General features: G+C 57.6%; 21 protein-coding genes. 9 read left to right on the top strand and 12 right to left on the bottom strand.

Translation table 11 applies throughout. The annotated features are described in order from the left end of the window. Positions 1–98 precede the first annotated feature (98 nt). Genes FJ145_01855 through FJ145_01845 form a run of 3 tightly spaced genes read left to right on the top strand, consistent with a single transcriptional unit; the run spans position 99 to position 3,200 of the window. Positions 99–2,093: a tetratricopeptide repeat protein gene (locus FJ145_01855; GenBank protein MBM4260162.1), complete on the top strand. Its 1,995-nt coding sequence runs from the start codon at positions 99–101 to the stop codon at positions 2,091–2,093. A gap of 45 nt (positions 2,094–2,138) precedes the next feature. Further along, positions 2,139–2,930 carry a glycosyltransferase family 2 protein gene (locus FJ145_01850; protein ID MBM4260161.1) on the top strand — a complete coding sequence of 264 codons (792 nt, stop codon included), beginning with the start codon at positions 2,139–2,141 and terminating at the stop codon, positions 2,928–2,930. 3 nt (positions 2,931–2,933) lie between these two features. Continuing rightward, on the top strand, positions 2,934–3,200 hold the full coding sequence (locus FJ145_01845) for a superoxide dismutase family protein (GenBank protein ID MBM4260160.1): 267 nt from the start codon (positions 2,934–2,936) through the stop codon (positions 3,198–3,200). 7 nt (positions 3,201–3,207) lie between these two features. Here FJ145_01845 and FJ145_01840 read toward each other — a convergent pair whose 3' ends face one another. Next, a complete protein-coding gene (locus FJ145_01840; GenBank protein MBM4260159.1) occupies positions 3,208–3,957 on the bottom strand; it encodes a nucleotidyltransferase family protein in 750 nt (249 codons plus the stop codon). Positions 3,958–4,004: 47 nt separating this feature from the next. After that, complete coding sequence (locus FJ145_01835; protein ID MBM4260158.1) at positions 4,005–5,081, bottom strand: aminoglycoside phosphotransferase; 1,077 nt, start codon at positions 5,079–5,081, stop codon at positions 4,005–4,007. Between the two features lie 29 nt (positions 5,082–5,110). Here FJ145_01835 and FJ145_01830 point away from each other — a divergent pair, with 29 nt between their 5' ends. Beyond that, a complete protein-coding gene (locus FJ145_01830) occupies positions 5,111–6,298 on the top strand; it encodes a metallophosphoesterase (GenBank protein MBM4260157.1) in 1,188 nt (395 codons plus the stop codon). Between the two features lie 95 nt (positions 6,299–6,393). Here FJ145_01830 and FJ145_01825 read toward each other — a convergent pair whose 3' ends face one another. Further along, positions 6,394–6,528: a hypothetical protein gene (locus FJ145_01825; protein MBM4260156.1), complete on the bottom strand. Its 135-nt coding sequence runs from the start codon at positions 6,526–6,528 to the stop codon at positions 6,394–6,396. A gap of 209 nt (positions 6,529–6,737) precedes the next feature. Here FJ145_01825 and FJ145_01820 point away from each other — a divergent pair, with 209 nt between their 5' ends. Both FJ145_01820 and FJ145_01815 read left to right on the top strand, forming a co-directional pair. Beyond that, positions 6,738–7,661, top strand: a complete 924-nt coding sequence (locus FJ145_01820; GenBank protein ID MBM4260155.1) for a carbon-nitrogen hydrolase — start codon at positions 6,738–6,740, stop codon at positions 7,659–7,661. A 44-nt stretch (positions 7,662–7,705) separates the two neighbouring features. Further along, positions 7,706–8,527, top strand: a complete 822-nt coding sequence (locus FJ145_01815) for an NAD+ synthase (GenBank protein MBM4260154.1) — start codon at positions 7,706–7,708, stop codon at positions 8,525–8,527. Between the two features lie 53 nt (positions 8,528–8,580). Here the strand turns inward: FJ145_01815 and FJ145_01810 are convergent, their stop codons facing one another. The 8 genes from FJ145_01810 to FJ145_01775 form a co-directional block, all read right to left on the bottom strand. Further along, positions 8,581–9,435, bottom strand: a complete 855-nt coding sequence (locus FJ145_01810) for a xanthine dehydrogenase family protein subunit M (GenBank protein ID MBM4260153.1) — start codon at positions 9,433–9,435, stop codon at positions 8,581–8,583. Positions 9,436–9,506: 71 nt separating this feature from the next. Beyond that, the gene (locus FJ145_01805) at positions 9,507–11,786 is read right to left on the bottom strand and encodes a xanthine dehydrogenase family protein molybdopterin-binding subunit (protein MBM4260152.1); all 2,280 of its coding nucleotides are present in this window, start codon (positions 11,784–11,786) and stop codon (positions 9,507–9,509) included. Next, entirely contained in the window at positions 11,783–12,262 is a 480-nt protein-coding gene (locus tag FJ145_01800) for a (2Fe-2S)-binding protein (GenBank protein ID MBM4260151.1), read from the bottom strand. Before FJ145_01800 ends, FJ145_01805 begins: the two co-directional genes overlap by 4 nt. A gap of 99 nt (positions 12,263–12,361) precedes the next feature. After that, positions 12,362–13,384 (bottom strand): TIGR03619 family F420-dependent LLM class oxidoreductase, encoded by a 1,023-nt coding sequence (locus FJ145_01795; protein ID MBM4260150.1) that lies wholly within the window; start codon positions 13,382–13,384, stop codon positions 12,362–12,364. 115 nt (positions 13,385–13,499) lie between these two features. Next, entirely contained in the window at positions 13,500–14,420 is a 921-nt protein-coding gene (locus FJ145_01790) for an alpha/beta hydrolase (GenBank protein MBM4260149.1), read from the bottom strand. Between the two features lie 98 nt (positions 14,421–14,518). Then, the gene (locus FJ145_01785) at positions 14,519–15,517 is read right to left on the bottom strand and encodes an LLM class flavin-dependent oxidoreductase (protein MBM4260148.1); all 999 of its coding nucleotides are present in this window, start codon (positions 15,515–15,517) and stop codon (positions 14,519–14,521) included. Positions 15,518–15,551: 34 nt separating this feature from the next. Beyond that, a complete protein-coding gene (locus FJ145_01780) occupies positions 15,552–16,391 on the bottom strand; it encodes a MurR/RpiR family transcriptional regulator (GenBank protein MBM4260147.1) in 840 nt (279 codons plus the stop codon). 215 nt (positions 16,392–16,606) lie between these two features. Continuing rightward, positions 16,607–17,599, bottom strand: coding sequence for an ABC transporter substrate-binding protein (locus tag FJ145_01775; protein ID MBM4260146.1), 993 nt, complete (start codon positions 17,597–17,599; stop codon positions 16,607–16,609). 74 nt (positions 17,600–17,673) lie between these two features. On the opposite strand from FJ145_01775, the gene FJ145_01770 reads away from it, so the two are divergent. The 3 genes from FJ145_01770 (at position 17,674) to FJ145_01760 (ending at position 21,232) form a co-directional block, all read left to right on the top strand. Beyond that, entirely contained in the window at positions 17,674–18,726 is a 1,053-nt protein-coding gene (locus FJ145_01770; GenBank protein ID MBM4260145.1) for a cupin domain-containing protein, read from the top strand. A 27-nt stretch (positions 18,727–18,753) separates the two neighbouring features. After that, positions 18,754–19,809 carry an ABC transporter substrate-binding protein gene (locus FJ145_01765; GenBank protein ID MBM4260144.1) on the top strand — a complete coding sequence of 352 codons (1,056 nt, stop codon included), beginning with the start codon at positions 18,754–18,756 and terminating at the stop codon, positions 19,807–19,809. Positions 19,810–19,960: 151 nt separating this feature from the next. After that, positions 19,961–21,232 carry a Rieske 2Fe-2S domain-containing protein gene (locus FJ145_01760; protein ID MBM4260143.1) on the top strand — a complete coding sequence of 424 codons (1,272 nt, stop codon included), beginning with the start codon at positions 19,961–19,963 and terminating at the stop codon, positions 21,230–21,232. Positions 21,233–21,369: 137 nt separating this feature from the next. On the opposite strand, the gene FJ145_01755 is transcribed toward FJ145_01760, so the two are convergent. Then, on the bottom strand, positions 21,370–22,365 hold the full coding sequence (locus tag FJ145_01755; GenBank protein ID MBM4260142.1) for an ornithine cyclodeaminase family protein: 996 nt from the start codon (positions 22,363–22,365) through the stop codon (positions 21,370–21,372). Between the last annotated feature and the right edge of the window lie 12 nt (positions 22,366–22,377).

The raw sequence follows: 22,377 nt of genomic DNA, 5'->3' as shown, positions 1-22,377 counted from the left end.
CCAGGCGAGTATCTTGAAGCGGCTCAGCCAGCGAGCGCAGTTTTAGAATTGCGGCATAAGTCGGGTGGTCCGGCAGTTCCTCGAAGGCGTTTGGCAAAATGGCGCAAAAAACAGCGGTGAAACAGAAAGCCCAGGCGAAAAAGCCCAGCGCTTCGGTGCGCCGCGAGTGGAGCGACCTGGCGGTCTGCACCACGATCGGCTTTGCGGCGTTTTTCGTGCGCCTTATCTGCCTGTTTCAGATCGAATCGATTCCAGTTTTTTACCATCTCCCGGGCGACCCGCTCGCCTACGATCTTTGGGCGCAGCGGATCGTTGCCGGCGACTGGATCGGCCAGAGCGTCTTTTATCAGGCGCCGCTCTACCCATATTTTCTAGCCGTGCTCCAGCTTTTCCTGGGCCACGATCTGTGGGCGATCCGGGTGGCGCAGTTGATCCTCGGTGCCGCCGCCTGCAGCTTGATCTATCTCACCGGCAAGAACTTTTTCTCTCGAACTGCGGGCATCGCCGCCGCGCTGCTGCTGTGCTTCTATGGGCCGGCGGTTTTTTATGGGAGCGTCATCGACAAAACCGTAACCGATCTGTTTTTGGTGACGCTGCTTCTGTACCTGGTTAGCGTCGCGGCGGTGCAACCGCAGCGCTGGAACTTCCTGGCGATCGGCGCTGCCCTTGGCTTGTTGGCGCTGTCGCGTGAAAACGCGCTCATCTGGCTACCGCTCTTGCCAATATGGGTTTTGTTCTACTTTCATTTTGAAACACCAAAGGTACGTTGGCAGCGACTCGCATTGTTTGTCTTTGGTTTGGCGCTCGTCTTACTGCCGGTGGGTTTGCGCAATTACGCCGTTGGCGGGCAACTCGCTCTGACCACTTCGCAGATGGGGCCAAACTTTTATATTGGCAATAATCCGTCGGCCGATGGCACCTACGGCTCGATTCGCCTGGTTACCGGCGAGAAGCAATTCGAGCAAGCCGAAGCGCGGCGACTGGCCGAGCAGGCGGCCGGTCGTCCGCTGACGTTAGCAGAAGTTTCCTCCTACTGGATGGGGCGCGCGCTCGACTACATTCGCACGGAGCCGGCGGAGTGGCTTTTTCTGCTTTGGAAGAAATGGCTGATCGTTTGGAACGTGCGCGAGCTGGAAGACTCCGACGATTTTTACCTCTATCAGAAATGGTCCTGGCTGTTGGCGTTGCTCGGCTGGATCAACTTCGGTGTGCTGGCGCCACTGGCGGCCGCGGGGGTGGCGGCAAAGCTGAACGAGTGGCGCAAACTGTGGCTGCTTTGCGGATTGCTCTTGAGCTTCGCCGCCGGAGTGGCGCTGTTTTTCGTTTTTGGCCGCTATCGGTTTCCGCTGACGCCGTTCTTAACGCTGTTCGCCGCTGTTGCGATCGTCGAGTCCATCGAGTTGTATCGCCGCCAGCGTTTTGGCAGGCTGGCGGCGCTGGCGGCCGTGGCGCTGCTCGCCGCCGTGTTTGTCTATTGGCCGGTCGTCGGCCGGCCCGGTCCTTCGGCTCCCGGCTACACTTATCTCGCCAACGGCTACGCCAAGCAAGGCAATATCGATGATGCCATTCGAAGCGCCCAGGCGGCGCTGCAGATCGATCCGAGCTACGGTGTGGCACACTACAACCTGGCCAATTTCTATGTCGAGAGGCGCCGGTTTGATGAAGCTATTTCGCACTATCAGCACGCGCTCAAAGTGTATCCGCGCTATCTTGACGCGCGCGGCAACTTGGGGCGCGCCTTTGCCTTGGCTGGAAAGTTTTCTGAAGCCGTCGAGCAATACGGCCTGGCTCTGAAGCTGCAGCCGAATGAGCCCAGGATTTACCTCGGCCTTGGCGAAGTGGCAGTGCTGCGAGGCCAGTTTGGCGAAGCGATCGAGCATCTCAACAACGCCGTCAAGCACGATCCTTCCTCGCCGCTCGCCCACACGAATCTGGGGCGCGTGTTCGCGGCGCAGGGCGATCTCAAGCGCGCCATCGGTCATTTTCGTGAGGCGGTGCGATTGGCGCCGGAGTCTGCCGAGGCACGGCGGAACTTGGCACTGGCGCTGGCCGAAGCCGGCATGACGGATGATTCTTTGCAGCAGCGCCGTTAAGGCTGCGGTCAGCCGCGGCCAAGCTACCGCGTAACCCCAGAAAACGTGAACGACTCGCGATCCGGTATTCTCCAGGACAACTCGGTGAGCCAGCTCAACGGCCCCGATCTTTCGGTGATCGTCCCGGCTTACAACGAGGCGGCGCGCTTGCCGAAAACCCTGGAGCGCTTGCACGAATATCTTGTGGCGAGTCCACTGACCTATGAGATTATTGTCATCGTCGACGGTTCGAGCGACATGACTGCGGTCGTTGCTCGCGACCTGTTGCCGCAGGTGGCCAACTTGCGGATTATCGACCGCGCCGACAATCGCGGTAAGGGCTATACGGTGCGACAGGGAATGCTGGCGGCTCGCGGCAAGCTGCGACTCTTTACTGATGCGGACAACTCCACCGATATCGCGCACTTCGACAAGATGAAGCCGCTGTTTGAATTGGGCTGGGATGTCGTCATCGCTTCGCGCAGCTGGCGCGATGTCGCCGGGGCTGAACAGGTGGTATCGCAGGTCTGGTACAAGCGGCTAGTCGGCCACTTTGGCAATCTCTGGGTGCAGTTCTTTGCCGTGCCAGGAATCTGGGATACCCAATGCGGCTTCAAGGCGTTTCGCGGTGAGATCGCCGACCAGATCTTCTCCCACGCCAAGTTAGACGGCTGGGCGTTTGATATTGAAATCCTCGCGTTGGCAAACGCGATGCAGCTCAAGATTGGTATCATTCCGGCCCGTTGGTGTAATGACGAGCGCAGTCATGTGCGTTGGTTTCATTATCTTTCGGTGTTGCGCGACACCTTAAGAGTGAGGCTTGCCCTCTGGTTTGGGCTTTACAATAGTAGTTGTTAAAATATCGGTATTGTCTTGTTTTGTCTTATTCTGGCTCATTTGGAGTCTGCCATTGCGTGCCCCAACATCCCAGTGATAGGGAGTAAAATCGTGATCACACCTTTGTGGAGACAGCATGAAAATCCCGGGCTGCACGCGGTCCATATCCACGCGGTCGGCAAGTGCGAAGGCCCAGGGTTCACCAGCGCGGCCGGACATTTCAATCTGTCCGATCCTGCCGGCAATGCCGGCAACCGCATCGTTTGCGGCGTGATTGCAGCATCGCGCTGAGCGCGCTTCAACTCAGGTAGTGAAGCCTCGTCGTTGCTTGAGCCAAACTTTGCTCGGCTGCGGCGACTCTTTGCTCCGTGCCGAGATCCTGCCAGTAGCCGTCAAAGCGAAAGCCGTAGAGCGGCTCGCCGCTGGTGAGCATGCGCGGGTAGGTGTCTTTGGTCGTGCCAAATTTTTTCTGCCGGTCTGGCGGCGGCATGTAGTCGAAGATGCGTGGTTCAAGTATCTGCACGCCGGTGAACATTAGCTTTTCTCTCGCCGCAGGGATCGCGTTCGGTCGGTGCACTTGAAGGAAGCGTTCGATCCGTCCTGACTCGTCTACCTCCATCGAACCGAATTGGTCGGCAAACGGATCTGGGCGCACCGCGAGCGTCGCCGCGGCCCGATTTCGCTGGTGAAAGTCGACCAATGCAGCGAGCGGCAGGTCGATCAACACATCGGTGTTGATAACCACGAAGCGGTCGTCTTGCAGGTAAGGTTTTGCCTTGAGCAGCCCGCCGCCGGTATCGAGCAGCTCGTCCTCTCTGGAGTAGACGATGCTAAGCCCCTGCGCTGCGCCGTTTCCCAAATAAGCCTCGATCTGTTCGCCCAGGTGATGCAGGTTGATCACGATGTCGCGAATGCCGTAATGGCGCAGCAATGCCAGCGGGTAGTCGATCATCGGCCGACCGGCAACGGGTACCAGCGCCTTGGGCAAGCGACTGGTGATCGGTCGCAAGCGCTCGCCGAGACCGGCGGCAAAGATCATGGCTTTCATTGCGAATTAAAAATTAACAATTCAAAACTAAAAAAGGGCAAAGCCGTTCAGCGCAGCTCTGCGAAATGCTCGGCCAGTAACGGCAGCAGATGTTCGGTGCGTGGTAGCCGCGCTAGGTTGCGTTTTAACCGGCGCAGCGTCGGCGGGACGAATTTCATGTAGCCGGGTTTGCCTTTCACGACGTCGAGGTAGTAAAAGCGGCCGACGACCTTGAGGTCGCGCTGAATCGCCGAGAGCAGGTAGATTTCCACGAAATGATCTTTCGTCACAGGCGGTGCGGCGAAGTCTTTGCGTCCGGCGAGAAAATAATCGAGCAGCTCCTTTTCCAGCTCGGTGGTCACGACGCTGTCGGTGATGCGATCGTTCAACAACGAGGCGAGGTCGTATTGCGGCGGTGCCAACAGCGCGTCTTGAAAATCGATGACCGCGACTTTTTCGTCGTGAATCATCAAGTTCCAACTATGGTAGTCGCGGTGGTTCAAGCACGGCGGCTCATGATCGAGATCGCGGGCGATCGTTGTGAAGCAACTGCGTAAGTCCTTTTGCAAAGCGTCGCTGACGACTAGGCCGGGCCGCTTAGATAAACCGTACTGTAGGAAATGATCGAACTCCCACATGTACAGCGCATAGTCGAAACGTTGTTGGAACGCGATGCAGTCCCCGTCACGCTGCGCCGTGCCGCGCCGTTGTAGTGTCAATAATTCATCAAGGGCTTTTTTGTACCAAACCAGGACTTCCTGAGGAGGAATGTTCTGCACCCGCTCCCACAGCGGCTGATCGCCCAAATCTTCGAGCACTAAAATGCCTTCATTCTCCCAATAACCGTAAAGTTTTGGCACGCACACGCCGATCTTTTCCAAGAAGCGGTGAACATTGATGAAAGGCAGTTCCTTTGGAGCTTCCTTGAACACTGCCAGTTCCTCAGACGAGAGCGGCAGCGAACTTCCCTCGGGCAGTTGCATAACGATCAGTGACGGTACGGTTTCGGTGCCGCTTAGGCGGGCGCGATAGTAACGCCGGCTCGAAGCATCGCCGGCAAGCGGCGTCAGAGACAACAACTCGCAGCCGGCGCTGAAGCGCTGGCGCAGTTCGGCAGACAGCCAATCTTGCATGGGCGGGTTCATGCTTTGTTCTCAGCTAATGAGACACGACCATGTTTTCGTACTATCTGCTCATTTCGTTGCCGTTGCAGTTCTACCTCTTCCTGCGCGCACGCCGCTTTGTGCGCGAGAGATTCGCCGGGAAAAAGGGCCACGACTCTCTCATCGCGCTCAACGCCTTTTGGTTTCTCGTGCTGCTGGTTCCTTTGGCTTGCCGTGTCTTTGCTGGTGCCAGCTACGACGCGCTCGAGTCCAGGGAATTTCGCAGCTTGTTCTATGCTACGTCTATCTGGGGCGTGGGAGCCATTGGATGCGCGTTGGTATTGCTAGGTTATAACTGGTTTCGCCGCGTGAATCCAAGCGCGCCGGCGAGCACACCGGACGTAAGCCGCCGTGAGTTTCTTAGACGCAGCGTCAATTTTGCCGCCGCCGCGCCGTTTGCGGTATCGGGCTACGGCGTTTTGCTGGAACGGCGCCGGTTCTCGATCGAGCGATTCGAAATCGCCATCAGCGAGCTACCGGAGAGTCTCTCGCAGCTGCGTATCGTGCAGCTGACCGACGTACATGCCGGCCCTTTCATGAGCAGCGAAGACCTCAAGCAATACGCCGATGCCGTCAACGAGCTCCAACCCGATTTGATCGTGCTGACCGGCGATTTTGTCACGGGGGAGTTCGATGAGGCGAACATTTGCGCCGACGGTTTGGCAGGGCTAAAGGCTCGCTACGGCGTCTTTGCGTGCATGGGAAATCACGATATTCACGCTGGCGCCGACGATCGGCTGACCGAGCTGTTTGCCAAGCACGGCATCCACACTCTAAGGAACGATGGTGTTACGCTGGCCACCGCCGCAGGGAGAATTTCTATCCTCGGCATCGACGATCTCAAGTTGGGAAAGCCCGACCTTGCTGGCGCCCAGCGCGCAGTGGACGATGATCCGGGTGAGCTCAAAATTTTGCTTTCGCACCGGCCGGAAATATTTCCGCTGGCTGCGCAGGCTGGCATCGATCTCGTTGTGTCGGGGCACTATCACGGCGGGCAAGTCAAGCCATACATGGGCTGCGAGAGCCCATCGGTGGCGCGTTTGCTGACGCCCTATGCCGAAGGGCTCTATCGGCTGCAGCCAACCAGCGCCAAACGTTCCACCCATCTCTTCGTCGGCCGCGGCATCGGTACCAGCGGTTTACCGATCCGGGTGAATTGCCCGCCGCAGATTGCCGAACTGGTGCTTATTCAGGTGTGACGCGCAGATGTCACGCCGAAAGTCGAAACCCGGAACTCTGACCCGAAACCCGAAACCATGTGCGGAGACCGGCGCCGCCGGTCGGTCTAGACCTCTCAACTGCCATCGAAGCCGATGGTGACGCTGTCGCCTTCAACGATGACGGGAATCTTGCGCCGGCCGTGGGAAATCTTGAGCATACGTTCCAAGCCGGTGTCGTCCTCCAGGACATTGACATACTCGAACGGGATCTTGCGGCGGGTGAAAGCCTCACGGGCTCCCGAGGTGTAGGGTCAAAGGTCTTGCCCAAAAATCAGCACTTTGTCGGTGGTCATGTCCATGTCCTCGCTACTCTATAAACGTCATCTTGATAACGCGCCGATGAAATTGCAAGTGTGTCATTCTCTATGTTAGTTTCGTGGGAATTTCTTGCGGCCGATTCGCTTACGGAGTCAACCCGGTGTCCATTCGTTTTGCCATCGCACAGATAAGTCCCAAACTTGGCGATCTGCCGGCCAACATGGCGATTTACGAGGAGAAAATCCGCCAAGGGGTCGAGCAAAAAGCCGAGCTTCTGCTGTTTCCGGAACTGAGCCTGACCGGTTATCTGCTGCGCGACATCGTGCCCACGGCGGCGCTTCGGTTAAACTCTCCGGAAATCGAAAAACTCAAGCGACTGAGCCGAGAACTCCCTTTTGTCGCGGGGCTGGTCGAAGAGAGCGCCGATCACCGGTTTTTCAATGCCGCCGTCTATTTCGAAGATGGCGACGTGCGTCACGTGCATCGCAAGGTTTATCTGCCGACCTACGGTATGTTCGACGAGCAGCGCTATTTCGCGCGCGGCGATCGGCTGCGCGCCTTCGACTCTAAATTCGGCCGGCTTGCGCTGCTGATTTGCGAGGACCTCTGGCACCCCTCGACAATTTATTTGGCAGCGTTGGATGGCGCGCTGGCGGTGCTCTGTCCTTCGGCGAGTCCGCTGCGCGGTGTGATCGACAACCAGGCGCAGGACGACAACGCGCGCTATTGGGAGATGATCAATCAAGCTTACGCCGAGACTTTTAGTTTGTTTATGGTCTATGGCAATCGCTGCGGTTTCGAAGACGGTGTTGGCTTCTGGGGCGGCTCGGAAATCGTCGATCCTTTTGGCCAACGGCTCGCCAAAGCAAAATATTACGACCAGGATTTCGTTATCGCCGAGGTGGGCTTCGAAACGGTGCGGCGCAAACGCACCATGTCGCCGCTCTTGCGCGACGAGGATATCGACTTGACGATTAATGAATTGCTGCGCATTCGCGAGCGGCCCGCGCCACAGAGCAGTCTCCAAGAGGTGAAGGACGCGAAGGTGCCAAAGTCCCGCGTTGCCAAGCGCGGGCGTGGCTAGTTTTTGTTTGCGCCCAAGCACTTCCCTTGCCGCGATCCCTCGCCATGATTCAAATTCCGACCAATACTACTTTGCTCCGGGAAATTCTCGCCGCGTTCATTCGCAACGAGGTCGAGAAAACCGGCTTGAAGCGCGTGGTGGTCGGCCTTTCCGGCGGCGTCGATTCGGCGTTGAGCGCGATGCTCGCCGCTGAGGCGCTTGGGCCGCAAGATGTTTTGGCCGTCTTGATGCCCTACAAAAGCTCCAATCCCGATAGTCAAAGGCACGCCGAAATGGTGGCGCGCAAGAGCGGTATCGAATCGATGCTGGTCGAGATCACGCCGCAGATCGACGCTTATTTCGAAAAATTTCCCGATGCCGACGCGCGCCGGCGCGGCAACAAGATGGCGCGCGAGCGCATGACCATTCTCTACGACCATTCGATGCGGTGGGACGCCTTGGTGCTGGGCACCAGCAACAAGACCGAACTGTTGTTGGGTTATGGCACGCTGCACGGCGACATGGCGTCAGCGATCAACCCGCTGGGCGATCTCTATAAGACGCAAGTCTGGGCATTGGCTGCGGCGATCGGAGTGCCGTCGGAGATTGTCGAAAAGGAACCCTCAGCCGATCTCTGGACCGGCCAAACCGACGAGGGAGAGTTGGGATTTACTTACCGGGAAGTCGACAAGCTGTTGTACCTGATGGTCGATCAGCGCTACACCCGAAGCGAACTGATTGCCGCTGGTTTTCCCGAGCGCTTTGTCGACGATGTTTCGAAGCGCATCATGAACTCGCAGTTTAAGCGCCGTCTGCCAGTGATCGCAAAAGTCTCGCAGCGCACCATCGACCGCGATTTCCGCTATTCGCGCGATTGGGGAAAGTAGTAGAACGGGCGGGCGAGGGAGAATCCACGCTCGCTACTAAGGCTGACAGGGCCTTAAACCAACGCTTTGACGAACGCCCGCTTTAAGAAAACCCCGATCAAGTGCCGCTTGTATTCGCCGCTTCCTTGAAGATCATCCACCGGATCCGCTGCATCGGCTAGTGCTTGTGCGGCATCGCCCAGTTGCTTTTCCACGTCGCTGCGCTTGCCCACCAAGGCGGCGTCGGTCTTGTCGGAGCGCGTCGGTGTGGCGCTGACGCTGCCAACGACGGCGCGGGCTTTTTTGATGGTGTCGCCGTCGACTTCGAGGACGAGCGCCATGCCCAGAGTGGGGCGTTCGTGGGTTTGGAATTTCAGATAGGCGGCGCGCTGATTCTTTGCCAGGGCTGGAACTTCCACGGCGGTGAGCAGTTCGTCTGCGCCCAATGAAGTTTCGTAGGCGCCGGTGATGAGTTTTTCTACCGCGATGGTTTTCTCGCCGGCTTTGCCTTGAATGCGCGCTTTGGCTTCGAGAGCAGTCAGCAGGGTTGCGGGATCGGAGTGGGGCTCGGCAAAACAGAGGTTGCCGCCCAGCGTGCCCGAAGCGCGGACGCGAATGTTGGCGACTTTGGATTCCATTTCGGCGACGACCGGAAGTTTTTCTTTGATAACGTTGTTGCGTTCTAGTGTCCGGTGCGTGACGCCGCCGCCGATGACGACGCTCGCACCGCTCGCTTCGATCTTGTCGAGTCCGGGAATGGTTTTGACGTCGACAAGATTTTCATAGCGCAGCAAGTCGTGTTTCATCGCGAGCAGCAGCTCGGTGCCACCAGCGTAGAGGCGGCCCTTCTCGCCGAACTGGGTGAGCATCTGCGCGGCTTCAGCGACGGTTTTCGGTTGATGGATCGTGAATTTTCTTAGGGGCATCATAAAAAAGTCGGAAGTATGAAGGCGGAAAGCGGAAGTAATTCTCCTCTAATTCATCCTTCATAATTCATAATTCATCCTTTCTTCTCTCTCATCGCTCGCCACACCCGCTCGGGTGTCAGCGGCGCTTGGCGGATGCGCACGCCGACGGCTTTATCGACGCCGTTGGCGATGTTGGCGGCCATGGAATTTAACGATGCTTCGCCACCGCCTTTGGCGCCGTAGGGGCCGACGCCGTCGCGGTTTTGTACCAAGTGCAATTCGACTTCTTTCGGCAAGTCGGAGAAGCGCGGCACGCGGTAGTCGAGGATCGAGCCGTTCATCAACTGCGAGCCTTCGTAGACCAGCTCCTCGAACAGGCCGATGCCCAACCCCATGGTCGCGGCGCCGATGTCTTGGCCTTCGGCCAACGCGGGGTTGATCGCTAAGCCGACGTCGCCGACGGTCGCGAGTTTTTCGACGGTGATCTTGCCGGTATCTTCGTCGACGGAAAGCTCGCAGGCGGTGGCCGCGGTCTCCCAGAAGACCGGCAGGGCTGCAAACCGTCCGGATTTTCTGATGTACGAACGGCCGATCACTTCGCCGTCGGGCAGCGCGTAGAATTTGCTGATCACCTGCGACCAGTTGAGCTGGGCTTCGCCGCAGCGCACGCCGCCTTTGATCACTTGAATATCTTCCTTCTTCACTTTAAGGACGTCGGCGGCCATCACGACCATTTGTTGGATCGCTTCTTGGCAGGCTTCCAAGACCGCGCTGCCCATCAATGTCGTCGTGCGGCTGGCGCCGGTGGAACGGTCGTAGGGCGTGATCGCGGTGTCGGACGAGACCACGTTCACTTCGCTATATTCGATGCCTAACTCTTCGGCTGCGATCTGCGGCAAAATCGTGTGGCTGCCTTGGCCTAGTTCCGTGCTGCCAGTCATGATCGTGACCGAGCCATCTGCGTGAACCCGCACGGCTGTCGACGTTAAAGGATAGGCGCCGGCGTCGCTGCCTGAGCAAGCGACCGTGCGGCCGTGGCCCTTCGGCACGGGTGTGCCCCAGCCGATCGACTTCGCGGCGGTTTCCAGATCCTGCTTCAACGTGCCGTCGAAGGGGCGCATGCCGGGGAAAAATTCTTGCTTTGGCTGCGCGGCATTCAACTGGCGAAACTCGTAGGGGTCCATGCCGATCTTCGCCGCCAGCTCGTCGATCTGCGACTCGCCCGGCAAAGTGACTTGGGCGCAGCCGAAGCCGCGATAGGAGCTCGCCGGAACGGTGTTCGTGTAGAGCGACATGTTTTCGATCAACACATTAGGAATCGCATACGGTCCGACGCAGCGATTGGTCGACTTCTCGACCACCAGCGGACTATTCTCGGCGTATGCGCCGGTGTTCATCATTATTTTAGCCTGGCGCGCAATTATTTTTCCGTTTTTGTCGACCGCCGTGCGCATCCAGGTGTAAGCGTCATCGCTGCGCGTGGTGAGCATGGCTTCTTCGACGGTGAGCTGGAGCTTCACCGGCCGCTTGGCTTTCCATGAGCAGGCCGCAGCCAGCGGCTCGACTTTCGTATACGACTTACTGCCGTAACCGCCGCCGACAAACGGCACCATCAGGCGCACTTTGCTGACCGGCAAATTGAAAACGGTTTTCAAATCGTGGCGCACCATGAAGGGGTGCTGCGCCGAAGAGTAAATGTTAACGCCCTGATCGGTGACATCGGCGATGGCGACATAGGGCTCCATCGCGTAGGCGTAGGTCATCGGAAAATAGTAGTCGCCCTCGATCACAGCGGCCGCTTCTTTGAAAGCTTTGTCGATGTCGCCCCACTGAATTTTATGGGTCTGGCAGATGTTGCTGCCCTTGCCAGCGCTCACTTCGCCTTCGAAACCGCGCAGCGCGCCGGCTTCGAATTTTCGGTCGTGCAACAACGGGGCGTCTTTGGCGAGCGCTTCCTGCGGCGTGAAGATGCCTTTCAGCTCTTCGTATTTGACATCGATGAATTCCAGCGCCTCGAACGCGGTGCGTTCGTCGACTGCGACGACGGCCGCCACGGGCTCGCCGGCGTAGCGGACTTTGTCGATGGCTAAGAGCGGATGGTCTTTGACCGCGTGGCCGAAATAGGGATTCAATCCTTTGAGATCGAAGCCGGTGACGACACAGTAAACGCCGGGATGATTCTCCGCTTTGGTCTTGTCGATAGAGATAATTTTCGCGTGGGCGTAGGGGCTGCGCAGCACTTTCGCGTAGGCCATACCGATTAGTTTTAAGTCGGCGACGTACTGCGCCCGGCCGGTGACTTTGACGCGCCCGTCGCGCCGCGGGATCGAATGATTGACGATAGAAAAATCGGTTTTTTCTTGCGCGCTCACTTTCCCTTCTCCTTGGCCAGCATGTCGGCGGCGCGGTTGATCGCGTTGACGATCGGCACGTAGCCGGTGCAGCGGCAGATGTTGCCGTCCATGTGATGGACGATCTCGTCGCGGGTCGGCTTGGGATTTTCATCCAACAGCGCTTTGGTCGCCAGGATCATGCCCGGCGTGCAAAAGCCGCATTGAAAAGCGAACTCATCGATAAACGCCTGCTGAATTGGGTGCAGCGTGCCGTCCGGTTTTTCCAAGCCTTCGACGGTGACGACGCTTTTGCCGCGAGCTTCGTAGGCTAAATAAGTACAAGCGCTGACGGGCAAGTTGTCGACCAAAACCGTGCAGGCGCCGCACACCTGCACTTCGCAGGAAACCTTCGTGCCGTTGAGATTCAACTGATTGCGCAGCACTTCGGCCAACGTATCGGCCGGCTCGCAGTCAACCTTCCACGGCTTGCCGTTGAGAGTGAATTGCAGATTCAAGGTTTTCTCCGGAAAACGTCTGGCGTTTAGCGTCTAGGGTCTAGCGCTTCGGAATCCGAAAACGCCGAACTCTAGAACCCAGACGCTAGACGCTTTGCGCTAGTTGTACTTCGGAATAATATTCTCCGCCCAAAGATCCATCTGGCGCAGCAAGCTGTCGATCGTCGGATAGATGATCTTCAGCTCGAAGTGCTGCACGCCGTTTTCGACGAACTCATCGCAGCGCCGGCGCACGTCATCGATGGAACCGAAGATGTGACGGTCCAACGCGAATTGCATGCTGTCGATGTCGCGTTCGTAGCTTTCGCTGCTGGTTTTCAGTGTCGGCAGCGCCAGGTTCAAGCCTTCTTCGCGGGTCTTGGCGATGGTCGCGAGCTTTTCCACCGCGATGGTGATCTTTTTCGGATCGCGGCCGTTGTCTTTCGCGGTCTGTGCCAATATATCGCAGCCGACTTTCATTTCTTTCGGTGACAGCCAGCCCGGAATCCAGCCTTCGCCGTATTTGCCAGCGCGTTTGGCTGCGAGCTTCATCCAGCCGCCGACCCACACCGGTGGATGGGGCTTTTGAATGGGCTTGGGATAAACTTCGGCGTTTTTGAATTCGAGAAAGTCACCTTTGTAGGAAGCCAGCGGCTGGGTCCAGATCGCTTTCATTGCTTCAATGTATTCGTCGGTGCGGTCGCCGCGCCGGTCGTAGGACACGCCGAAGACGCCGAATTCGTCCGATTCGCGCGTCGCTTTCGAGCCCAAGCCGACGCCGACGAGCAGGCGGCCGTTGGCGAGATGATCGAGCGTGCCATATTGCTTGGCGGCATACACCGGATTGCGGCACGGCATGACCAAGCAAGCGACGCCTAACACGATCTTTTTCGTCTCGGCGGCGAGGTAAGAAAGAATCGTTGTCGCCTCGAAGAAGTTTGCGTCCTGCGTGTCGGCGAGCGCTTCGAAGGCGCCGGAAGAGATGTGATGTTTGTGCATCTCCGACGACCAAACCACATGGTCGTGCACCCAGATTGCGTCGAAGCCCATGTCTTCGGCGGCTTTGCTGGCCTTGACGATGTTTTCAATGCTCGACAGCGGCCCAGAATTCGGCACGCGCACGCCGAAGGATATGTTTTTCATTGAATGCTCCTAAATTAAGAATTGTTTCGCGCGGAGACGCTGAGGGCGCAGAGTTCGGAAAAATAAAAACTCTTTTCTCTGCGTTCTCTGCGCCTCCGCGCGCGATATTTTCCGGTTACTTTGATTCGGTGATCTCTACCTTATGATATTTCAAATACCGGTTGTACCAGTCGACCACGTTGGCGGCGACATCGTCGAAGTAATCATTGTAGATGCCGTAGTGGGTGGTCTTCTTGTACAGCACTAACTTCTTCGGCTCGCCGGCGGCTTCGTATAAATCGAAAGACTGCTGCTCCGGCGTCACGGCGTCGCCTTCGACGGCGATGAATAGCACGCCGCGGGGCGAAATCTTGTGCACGACGTCGATGGGGCTGTATTCCAAAATCGCCTCGGCGCAAGCCAGCGGCATGCCGTCTGGGATCTTGTCGGCGACGTCTTTCTTGATGTTGGTCGTGACCCGCTCCGGGGTCTGCACCATGATGCCGCCTTCGCGGGCACTAACGATTTTGCTCTTGCCGGTGAGCGCGCGCTGTTTGCGGTCCTCGTCGATTTCTTTCAAATAATCAACCCATTCGTATTCGCGGCGCATGGAGTGCAGCCAGTCGCGGCCGCTGCTGACGCCCAGGTAGCTAACACAGCATTTGACGCGCGCGTCGTTTGCTGCAACGTAGACGGCGTTACCGCCGCCGGTGCCGCCGGAACCGTAGGTCGCTAGGCGATCGGAGTCGATGTCGGGACGAGCCTCCATGTAGGAGAGCGCGGCGCGGATGTCCGCGGCTTGCCACGCTGGCATGACCCAACCACGATCGTTGCCTTCACTGTCGCCCCAGCCGCGGTAGTCGAAGCACAGGCAGGCATAGCCGGCGGCACAAAGTTTTTCGAACATCATGATGTAATGCTTGGCGTCTTTGAGACCGAGGAACCCGGGGCCCTGGACGATGCCGGGAAATGGTTTGCCTTGCTCGCCGTCGGGCAAATAGAGCACGCCGGCAAGTTTATTGCCTTCGCTGTAGAAGTTAACTTTTTCCGTACGCATAGAAACTCCTTGATGTTTCGAGTTGCGAGTTCCGGGTTTCGAGTCTTCGGATCTTAACCCGAAACGCGAAACTCGGAACCCGAAACATGTGCAGCGCGCTACGCGCGCACCGCTGGCAGTACTTCCTGGCCCAAAAAATCGATCTGTTGCATCCAGTCGGCGTAGCGGAAACGCAAATCATAGACGATATGGTTCAAGCCCGCTTCCTCGTAGCGCTTGGTGTCACGCGCGATGTCCGCCGGCGTGCCAGCCATCAGCAAGCCTTCGATGTCTTCGACAGTCGAAAAAGTTCCCGATTTCGGTTTGACCCAGGTCTTTTTGCTCGGCGCATTGCCTTCGTTGATCAAACCCTTGGTGTTGACCTTGCTGAGCGCCACGTCGCGGTTCTTGTCGATGCTGGTAATCGGGATCGCGCCGGTGGTAACCATCGGCCGGCCGTTGCCTTTGCACTGTTCTTCGAGGTACTTGACCATTTTGTTGAACGTCGCTGTCGGGATCCGGCCCGGCATCCAGCCGTCGCAATAATCCGCGGCGCGGCGCGCCGAAGCCGGCGTGCCGCCGCCGTACCAGATGGGAATCTTACCGCGCGGCAACGGTTTCAACTCGACGTCTTTGAAATCGTAGTAATCGTCTTGATAGCTGATCTTTTCACCGGACCAGAAACGGCGACAAAGTTGCGCGTTGATCTTCGCCATATTGGCGCGATCTTGCAGCGTCACTTTCTTATAGCCGGCGGCTTCGAATTCGTGCGGAAAAGTGCCGAGGCCCAAGCCCATGATGAGATCGCCTTTGGCTATGTTGCTGAGACCGGCCATCGATTGGGCGAGGTGAATCGGATGGCGGTGCGAGATTACCGTGCCAGTGCCGAGGGTGAGCTTCTTGCATTCCGCCGCGATGGCAGCGAGGATCAACAAGCCTTCGATGTGAGTGTTGTCTTCGCCTTCCATGCCGTGCGGTTCGAAAACCAAATGGTCACGCACCCAGACTGAGTCGAAGCCATACTGTTCCGCTTTTTTCGATCCTTCGATGCAGCTGTCTGCCGAGCCATACTCGCAGAAGTGCGGTAACAGAAGGCCAAATTTTAGTTTCGTTGCCATGATTCTCTCTCCTTATTTTTTGTTCGAAATTAACTTATATACCCGATTCTTCCAATAAAATATCGAGATCGGTGAGCGCTTTGATCGAATCTGACCGTTTCGCCCAACCGACGGCAATGGCCAGCGCGTTGACCAGCGAAAACGCCGGTGTCAGCGAATTCACCGACGAGTGCAAACCACGCTTGGCGTAAAGGCAAACTTTAGCAGCCTTGGCGATCGGCGAGCTGGGAAAATCAGTGATGCCCAAAATTGGCGTGCCGATCTTCTGCGCATGCTGCAAAGCGGTCTGCACTTCGCGTGGCACCTCGACAAAATCAATGGCGACCAGCGCGTCTTCCGGTTTCATGAATGCGAGCTGCTCGACCAGCGAGGCCCCGCCGGTCATGACGATCCAGTGCGCTTCTTTCTTAACACGCATGAGCCGGAAGTAAAGAATGTAGGCCAGCGCCGTCGAAGCATTCAAGCCGATTAAATAAACCTTGCGCGCGTTGAGGATCAATTCCACGGCTGCTTGGAAATCGCTGAAGGAGGCTGACTGTAGTTCTTGTAATAATTGAATGTCGCGTTTGATCAACTTGCCGAAAATATTTTCATCATCGCCCAGCTCGGCAAAGGTTTCCTTCATCCGGTCCGCTGCACGCAACTTGCGGCGCATTTCCTTCTGAATGTCGCGTTTGAACTCGGGGAACCCCGCGTAGCCCATGGTCTTGGCAAAGCGCACCACGGTGGCCTTGCTCACGCCCACCGCCTGAGCCAGATCGTTGACGTTGTAAACCAGCAGCGCCGAGCTGTCGTTCTTCAAATAACGCCCCAGGCGGCGCTGGGCGCCGTTGAGGGATTCGACTTTGGTGAGAAGCTGTTTGAGGGACGCCATGAAACTTTTGTTTCAATTATCGTAGTGAAAAAATGATGTCAAGACGAGAAGACAGCGGCCGACCTGGCCGGTGTGGTAGCCCAACTCCCAAGGCACGACGTATTGAACGTACCACCAGCCTGCTTGTCGAAGCGTACCACAATTCGCATGGTGCGCACGGCGCACCCTACGAAATCGTTGCTTAACTTCGTGTCTCCTTCGTGGTGAGTCTTCGCCTAGCTCTTGCTCAGCGCCTTGATAAACCCGCTCTGCTCAATCTCGCGCAGCAAATCGCCGCGAATAAAGCTGTCGTAGTCCGTCGTGCGCGCGCGCGGGTCTTTGTCTTTGACCTGATCGAGAATTGTTTTCACTTCTTCGGGCGACGAAACCGGGTTCAAACGGATATAGCGCTGCACGTAAATATTGTAGGTGTCTTCGAGGATCGGCATTTCGTTGGTTTTAGTATATTTGCGCAGGACGTTGATCGATACTTCTTTGTTAGCTTTGACGAAATGGGCGGATTCTACGATCGCCTTGAGAAAGTTGGTCACGTTGGGCCGGTTGCTCTTAATGTACGCTTCCGTGGTCATATAACTGGTGGCCGGATACTTGATGCCAAGGGTGCCAAGGTCGATCAGCTCGCGGTAGCCGAGCATCTTGGCTCGCGTGAGAGTCGGCGATGAAATCGCGCCGCCTTGGATCGAGCCGCCTTGCATGGCCGCCAGTATTTCCGGCAGACCGCCGATCTGCATGATGCGCACGTCTTTTTCCGGATCGAGGTTGACGGTCTGAAGATAGCGCCGGATGCCGAAGTCGCTGAGCGAGCCGTAGCGCGTCACGCCCAGGCGCTTGCCGCGCAAATCTTGGGCAGTGCGCACGTCCGGCACGACCATCAAGCTTTGATTGGTCGTGTCGAGAATCGACGCCAGCATGACGGTATCCGCACCACTGAGCTTGGCAAGAATGGCGCCCGAGCCGATGCCCTGCGTAATTTGCGTGTCGCCAGCGATGGTCGTTGCCATCGCCATGCTGCCGCCGGCGATGTAAACCAAGCCGACGTCAAGCCCGTGTTTCTGAAAAATCCCTGCATCTTTGGCAACCCAGGTCACCAAGCTAGCGGCACTCATCGCCGAATAGGTCACTTTGAGCGGCCTAAGCTGAGCCGAGGCGGCATCGACCATGACGCCCACAAACATAGAGACAACGACCAGCAAAAGTTTTCGTTTCATCTGCTTCCTTTCTATGTTGACACAATCAATTACATCGCAGTAACCTCAGCCTGAAGTCAAGGAGGTAATTGTTCATGGCCGGGCCGCAAAAAGAATTCGAAGTCCATCCCTACGTGCAGTTCATGAGGGACAAGTACAGCCCTTACAAGAGCTGGATCCAGTCCGAGGGCGTGCCGATCGTTGGCGGTGAGTTTGTCCAAGACGTGCGCACGCACGAGCTGGGCTACTGGAAACGCAAAGATTGCAAGGGCGCCATCTGCACATTCTCCGATCAGATGGTAGCCGACGGCTATATTTGCGAGATCGATCCGGGCAAGAGCACCAAACCCCAGCGCCAACTCTATGAGGAGATCATCACCGTGGCTTCAGGCCGTGGAGCCACAACGGTTTGGTACGACGGCACCGCCAAGCGGACATTTGAATGGGAGCGCGGCAGCACCTTCGCGATTCCTCTGAATGCTTGGCATCAGCACTTCAACGCCAGCGGCACCGAGGTTTGCCGCTACTTTGCGCTCACCAGCCAGCCGATTGCCTTTGAGCTCTACCGCGACCCGGAGTTTATCTACAATACAAATTACCAATTCAAAGACCGCTTCGATCCCGGCGACAGCGAGTTCTTTTCTCGCGAAGGAAAATATTTCACCGAATACTACGGTGGCATACTGCACTCAAACTTCATTCCCGATATCCGCAAGATCAATCTCGTCGCCCGCGAAAAACGCGGCAAGGGCACCAAGAACATGTACATCCACATGTCCGGCGGCTCGATGCTCGCCCATGTGTCTGAGTTCCCCGTCGGCCGCTACAAAAAAGCCCACCGCCACGGCCCCGGCGCCCATGTCTTTTTGCTCGACTCCACCGGCTACACGCTGATGTGGCACGAGGGCGAAAAACCGCAGCGCTACGACTGGCACGAGGGCACGGTGATTTCACCACCGGCCGGCTCGTGGCATCAACATTACAATACCGGCAACCAGCCCTGTAAGTTTGTTGCGCTGCACGCCAACACCGCGGTGCAAGGCGAAGAGCAGGGCGTCGAGCAGCTCGAATTTGAAGAAAGCGATGAGTGGATGAAAAAGATGTTTGCTGATGAGTGCGCGAAAAATGGGGTGAAAGTCGACATGTGAGCGCGCACGAACAATGGATAATGGAAAATGGATAATGGAAAATTGATAATGTCGGAATCGGATTTCGGGGGGGTGGTCATGACCCTTGGTCGCCTGTTTGTGAGTTTGCTAGTTCTTGCCTTGTTGTTTCCTTCTTTTGGCGGAGCCCAATCGCTGGACGAGTTGTACCAGCGGGCGCGGAAAGAGGGGAAAGTTTCGATTTACGCTCCGCTGTCGGCAAAGACCGAGGAGGTTGTGTTTCCGGCGTTTCGCAAACGTTTTCCAGGTATCACCATCGAGCATGTCGATGCGACCTCCGACAAACTGGTCGCGCGCGCGATTACCGAGGCGCGCGGCGGCAAGGTGCTTGGCGACGTCTTTGGCGGTACGCAGGTTTATTTGCAGCAATTAAAGGAACAGAACCTGTTGAACGACATCAACCTGCCCGAAGCAGCGGCGTATCCGGCCGGCATGAAGGGCAGTTATTGGGTGGCGACGGATACGGAATATTTCGTCGCTGGCTGGAATACTGCTCGGGTGAAGAAAGGCGAAGAGCCCAAGCAGTTCGAAGATTTCGCGGACCCTCGCTGGAATAAACGCTTGGCAGCGGAACCGCGTGACTTTCAGTTGCTCATGGGCCTCGCCAAGTACAAATACAACAGCGACGAAAAAGCCGTCGAACTTTTCAAGAAGATCGCCGCGAACAATCCCGAATTCCACCGCGGCCACTCACAGTTGATTGAACTGCTCGCCGCCGGCCAGGCCGATGTCTGTGTCACTTGCTACGGCCATCATTTTCCACCGCGCGTCAAGCAAGGCAGCCCGCTGCAAATGATGTTCTCCGAAGGGGTCGGCCACGTTGGCGGCACCGTAACGGTGCTAAGAGATTCGCGGCATCCCAACGCCGCGCTACTCTGGGCACGCTGGCTGATTAGCGAAGAAGGTCAGAAGGTTTACGCCCAGGCCGGCGAGACGCCGGCTCATCCGAAGGTTGAGCCGGTGGAAAAAAGCCGACCGACGAAGGTTTATTTCCTAGGCGTCGAGGACGGCAAGGATTATCCGAAGTATCAGAAACTCTGGCGCGAGATCTTTCAGATCAGATAGGCGCCGACAGCTAATCATATAGTGTGCAGGCAGCGCGGCTACGATTTGCCATGAGTACGCCAACGCAATTCAGCCAAACCTCCGACGTTTGACAGCCTCGCCGGTTCGGCGATAAATCCCCGGTCAGAAAGTTCCTCGCACGGGAGGTGCGGTGTTAACCAGAGAAGACAACGAATTTGCGTGTCGGGTCGGGCCAGGGACGCCCATGGGCGAGCTGTTTCGGCGCTTCTGGCTGCCAGCGATGCTGCCTGAGGAGTTGCCCGAGGCGGATTGCCCGCCTGTGCGCTTGCGGCTGTTGGGTGAGGACCTCGTCGCGTTTCGCGACTCAAACGGCGAAATCGGCGTCGTCGAGGCGCACTGCCCGCACCGGGGCGCGTCGCTCTATTTTGGGCGCAACGAGGAGTGCGGCATTCGCTGTGTCTATCATGGCTGGAAGTTTGACGTCGCCGGCAACTGCGTCGACATGCCTTCGGAACCGGCCGAGAGCAACTTCAAAGACAAAATCCACATTACATCTTACCCGACGGCGCTGCACGGCGGCCTGATCTGGGTTTACATGGGTCCCCAACATCTCCACGCCGAGCTACCCAAGTTGGAGTGGACTCAAGTCCCCGATAGTCACCGCTCGGTGTCGAAGTGGTATCAGGAGACCAACTTCCTACAGGGGTACGAAGGCGACATCGACAGCTCCCACGCATCGTTCCTGCACACGTATCTCGACCCGGCGGCTTCGCCCAATGGCGACGGCAGCGCCATCGATCCGCGGCAGAAGGCGCTGGACAGGTCGCCCAAGATCATCGTGAACGACACCGACTACGGCTTTCGCTACGGCGCCCGTCGCACCGTGGGCGAGGGCACCTACAATTGGCGCGTCACCCAGGCTTTGCTGCCGACCTATAGCCTGATCCCGTTCATACGGTTTCCAGCCGGCGGACGGGCCTGGATTCCGGTGGACGACCATCGCACGATGACGTTTTACATTTCCTACCACCCCGAGCGGCCGTTGACCGAAAAGGACATCGAGCCGCGCCGCACGGGCCGCTCGTTTCCGCCTGAGCTGATCCCTGGCACGTTCATTCCGAAGCGCAACATGGAGAACGACTATCTGCTCGATCGTAAAATCCAACGCGCGACGAGCTACACAGGAATCTGGGGCGTCAACGATCAGGATCGCGCGATACAGGAAAGCATGGGTCCGGTCTACGACCGCCGGAAAGAGCACCTCGGCACCAGTGACCTCGCGATCATCACGGCGCGGCGCCGGCTGATGAATCTGGCGCGCGAGCTCCAGCAAGGCATCGAGCCTTTTCCCGCGTCGCACGGGGACATCTATGGCGTGCGGGCCATGGACGTGAATACGGCAGTGGATGATTTCGAGGCGATGATCGCCAAGCACGGGAATGGGTTACGCGCGGGGGGGTAGATCGAAGCGCGGCAGGATCGTGCCACAACGCGCCCTCACCTCTATCCTCTCCCAGAGGGAGAGGCAGTCGGAATTGGTCGCCCTTGCACGAGTTGTGGATTGTTTTCTCGTCTGAGAATCGAATCAGGGAATCAAAGTCAGTAAGGCAATCTCGTCCCGATACCCTTCTCCAATGCGCTCTGATAGATCGTGTTCGCCATGGCGATGTCTTGATTGACGAGACCAATGGCGCGGATGAAGACCCGTTCTTTGTCTGACTGGCGGCTGGCTTTCTTTCCTGAAAGTAGCTCGGGCAGCTCGGCGTAGAGGTCTTTTTCGCTCAGATAATTTTCTTTGAGCATGCGCTGCATGTCGGATTTGTTTTTGCAATGGAGCCAGCTGTCGACGACGAACTTGTCGGCGTTTTTGTAGATCGAGCTTTCCATTTCCTGGTGCTTGCCGATGGAGTAGACGGTGATGCCTTCGCCGAGCCAGGACTCTTTGACGAATGGCGTCGAAGTTGTTGTCGCGGAGATTACGACATCAGCGTCTTTTAACGCTTCCTCCGTCGACTCCACCGGCTTAATGTTCAAGCCGTACTCTTTGCCGACTTCTTTCGCATAGTTCTGCCGCGACTCGGGCGTGCGCGAGGTGACGCGTATTTCTTTTAGGTTGAATGCCTTGGCCATCACCGGCACGGCGGCGCGGGCCGTGTCGCCGGCGCCGAGCATGGCCATGGTGCTGGCGCCTTTGCGCGCCAGCACGCGCATAGCTACCGTGGCTGCGGCGGCGGTGCGCACGGCGTGGCACCAGTCTTCGTCCATGAAGGCGACGATCTCGCCGCCTTCGAGGTCGCTGAGAATCAACACGCGGCGCGGCCCGCGCGGTGGGCGCGACACGTCGCGGCTGCCGCCGGCGGCTTTGATCGACCGGATGCGAAAGCCGGCCACGGGGGAAGTTTTGAGCGCGCAACCGGTGACCCAGGACTGCCAGCCTTCGTCGGGTTTGATGGCGAAGTCTTCCGGCGTCGACCAGATGACCCGGCCTTCGCTGTGATCGCGCAGCGCTTGCTCGGTGATCTCGATGGCACGGCCCAAGTCGAGGACTTTTTTTACGTCGTCGTTGGAGAGGTAGAGGATGCCTTTTTGGTTCATGTTAGTTCCTCG

Source organism: Deltaproteobacteria bacterium, assembly GCA_016874755.1.
In the GTDB taxonomy this organism is placed as follows: domain Bacteria; phylum Desulfobacterota; class Binatia; order UBA9968; family UBA9968; genus DP-20.
This window is presented reverse-complemented; position numbering and strand designations above follow the sequence as displayed.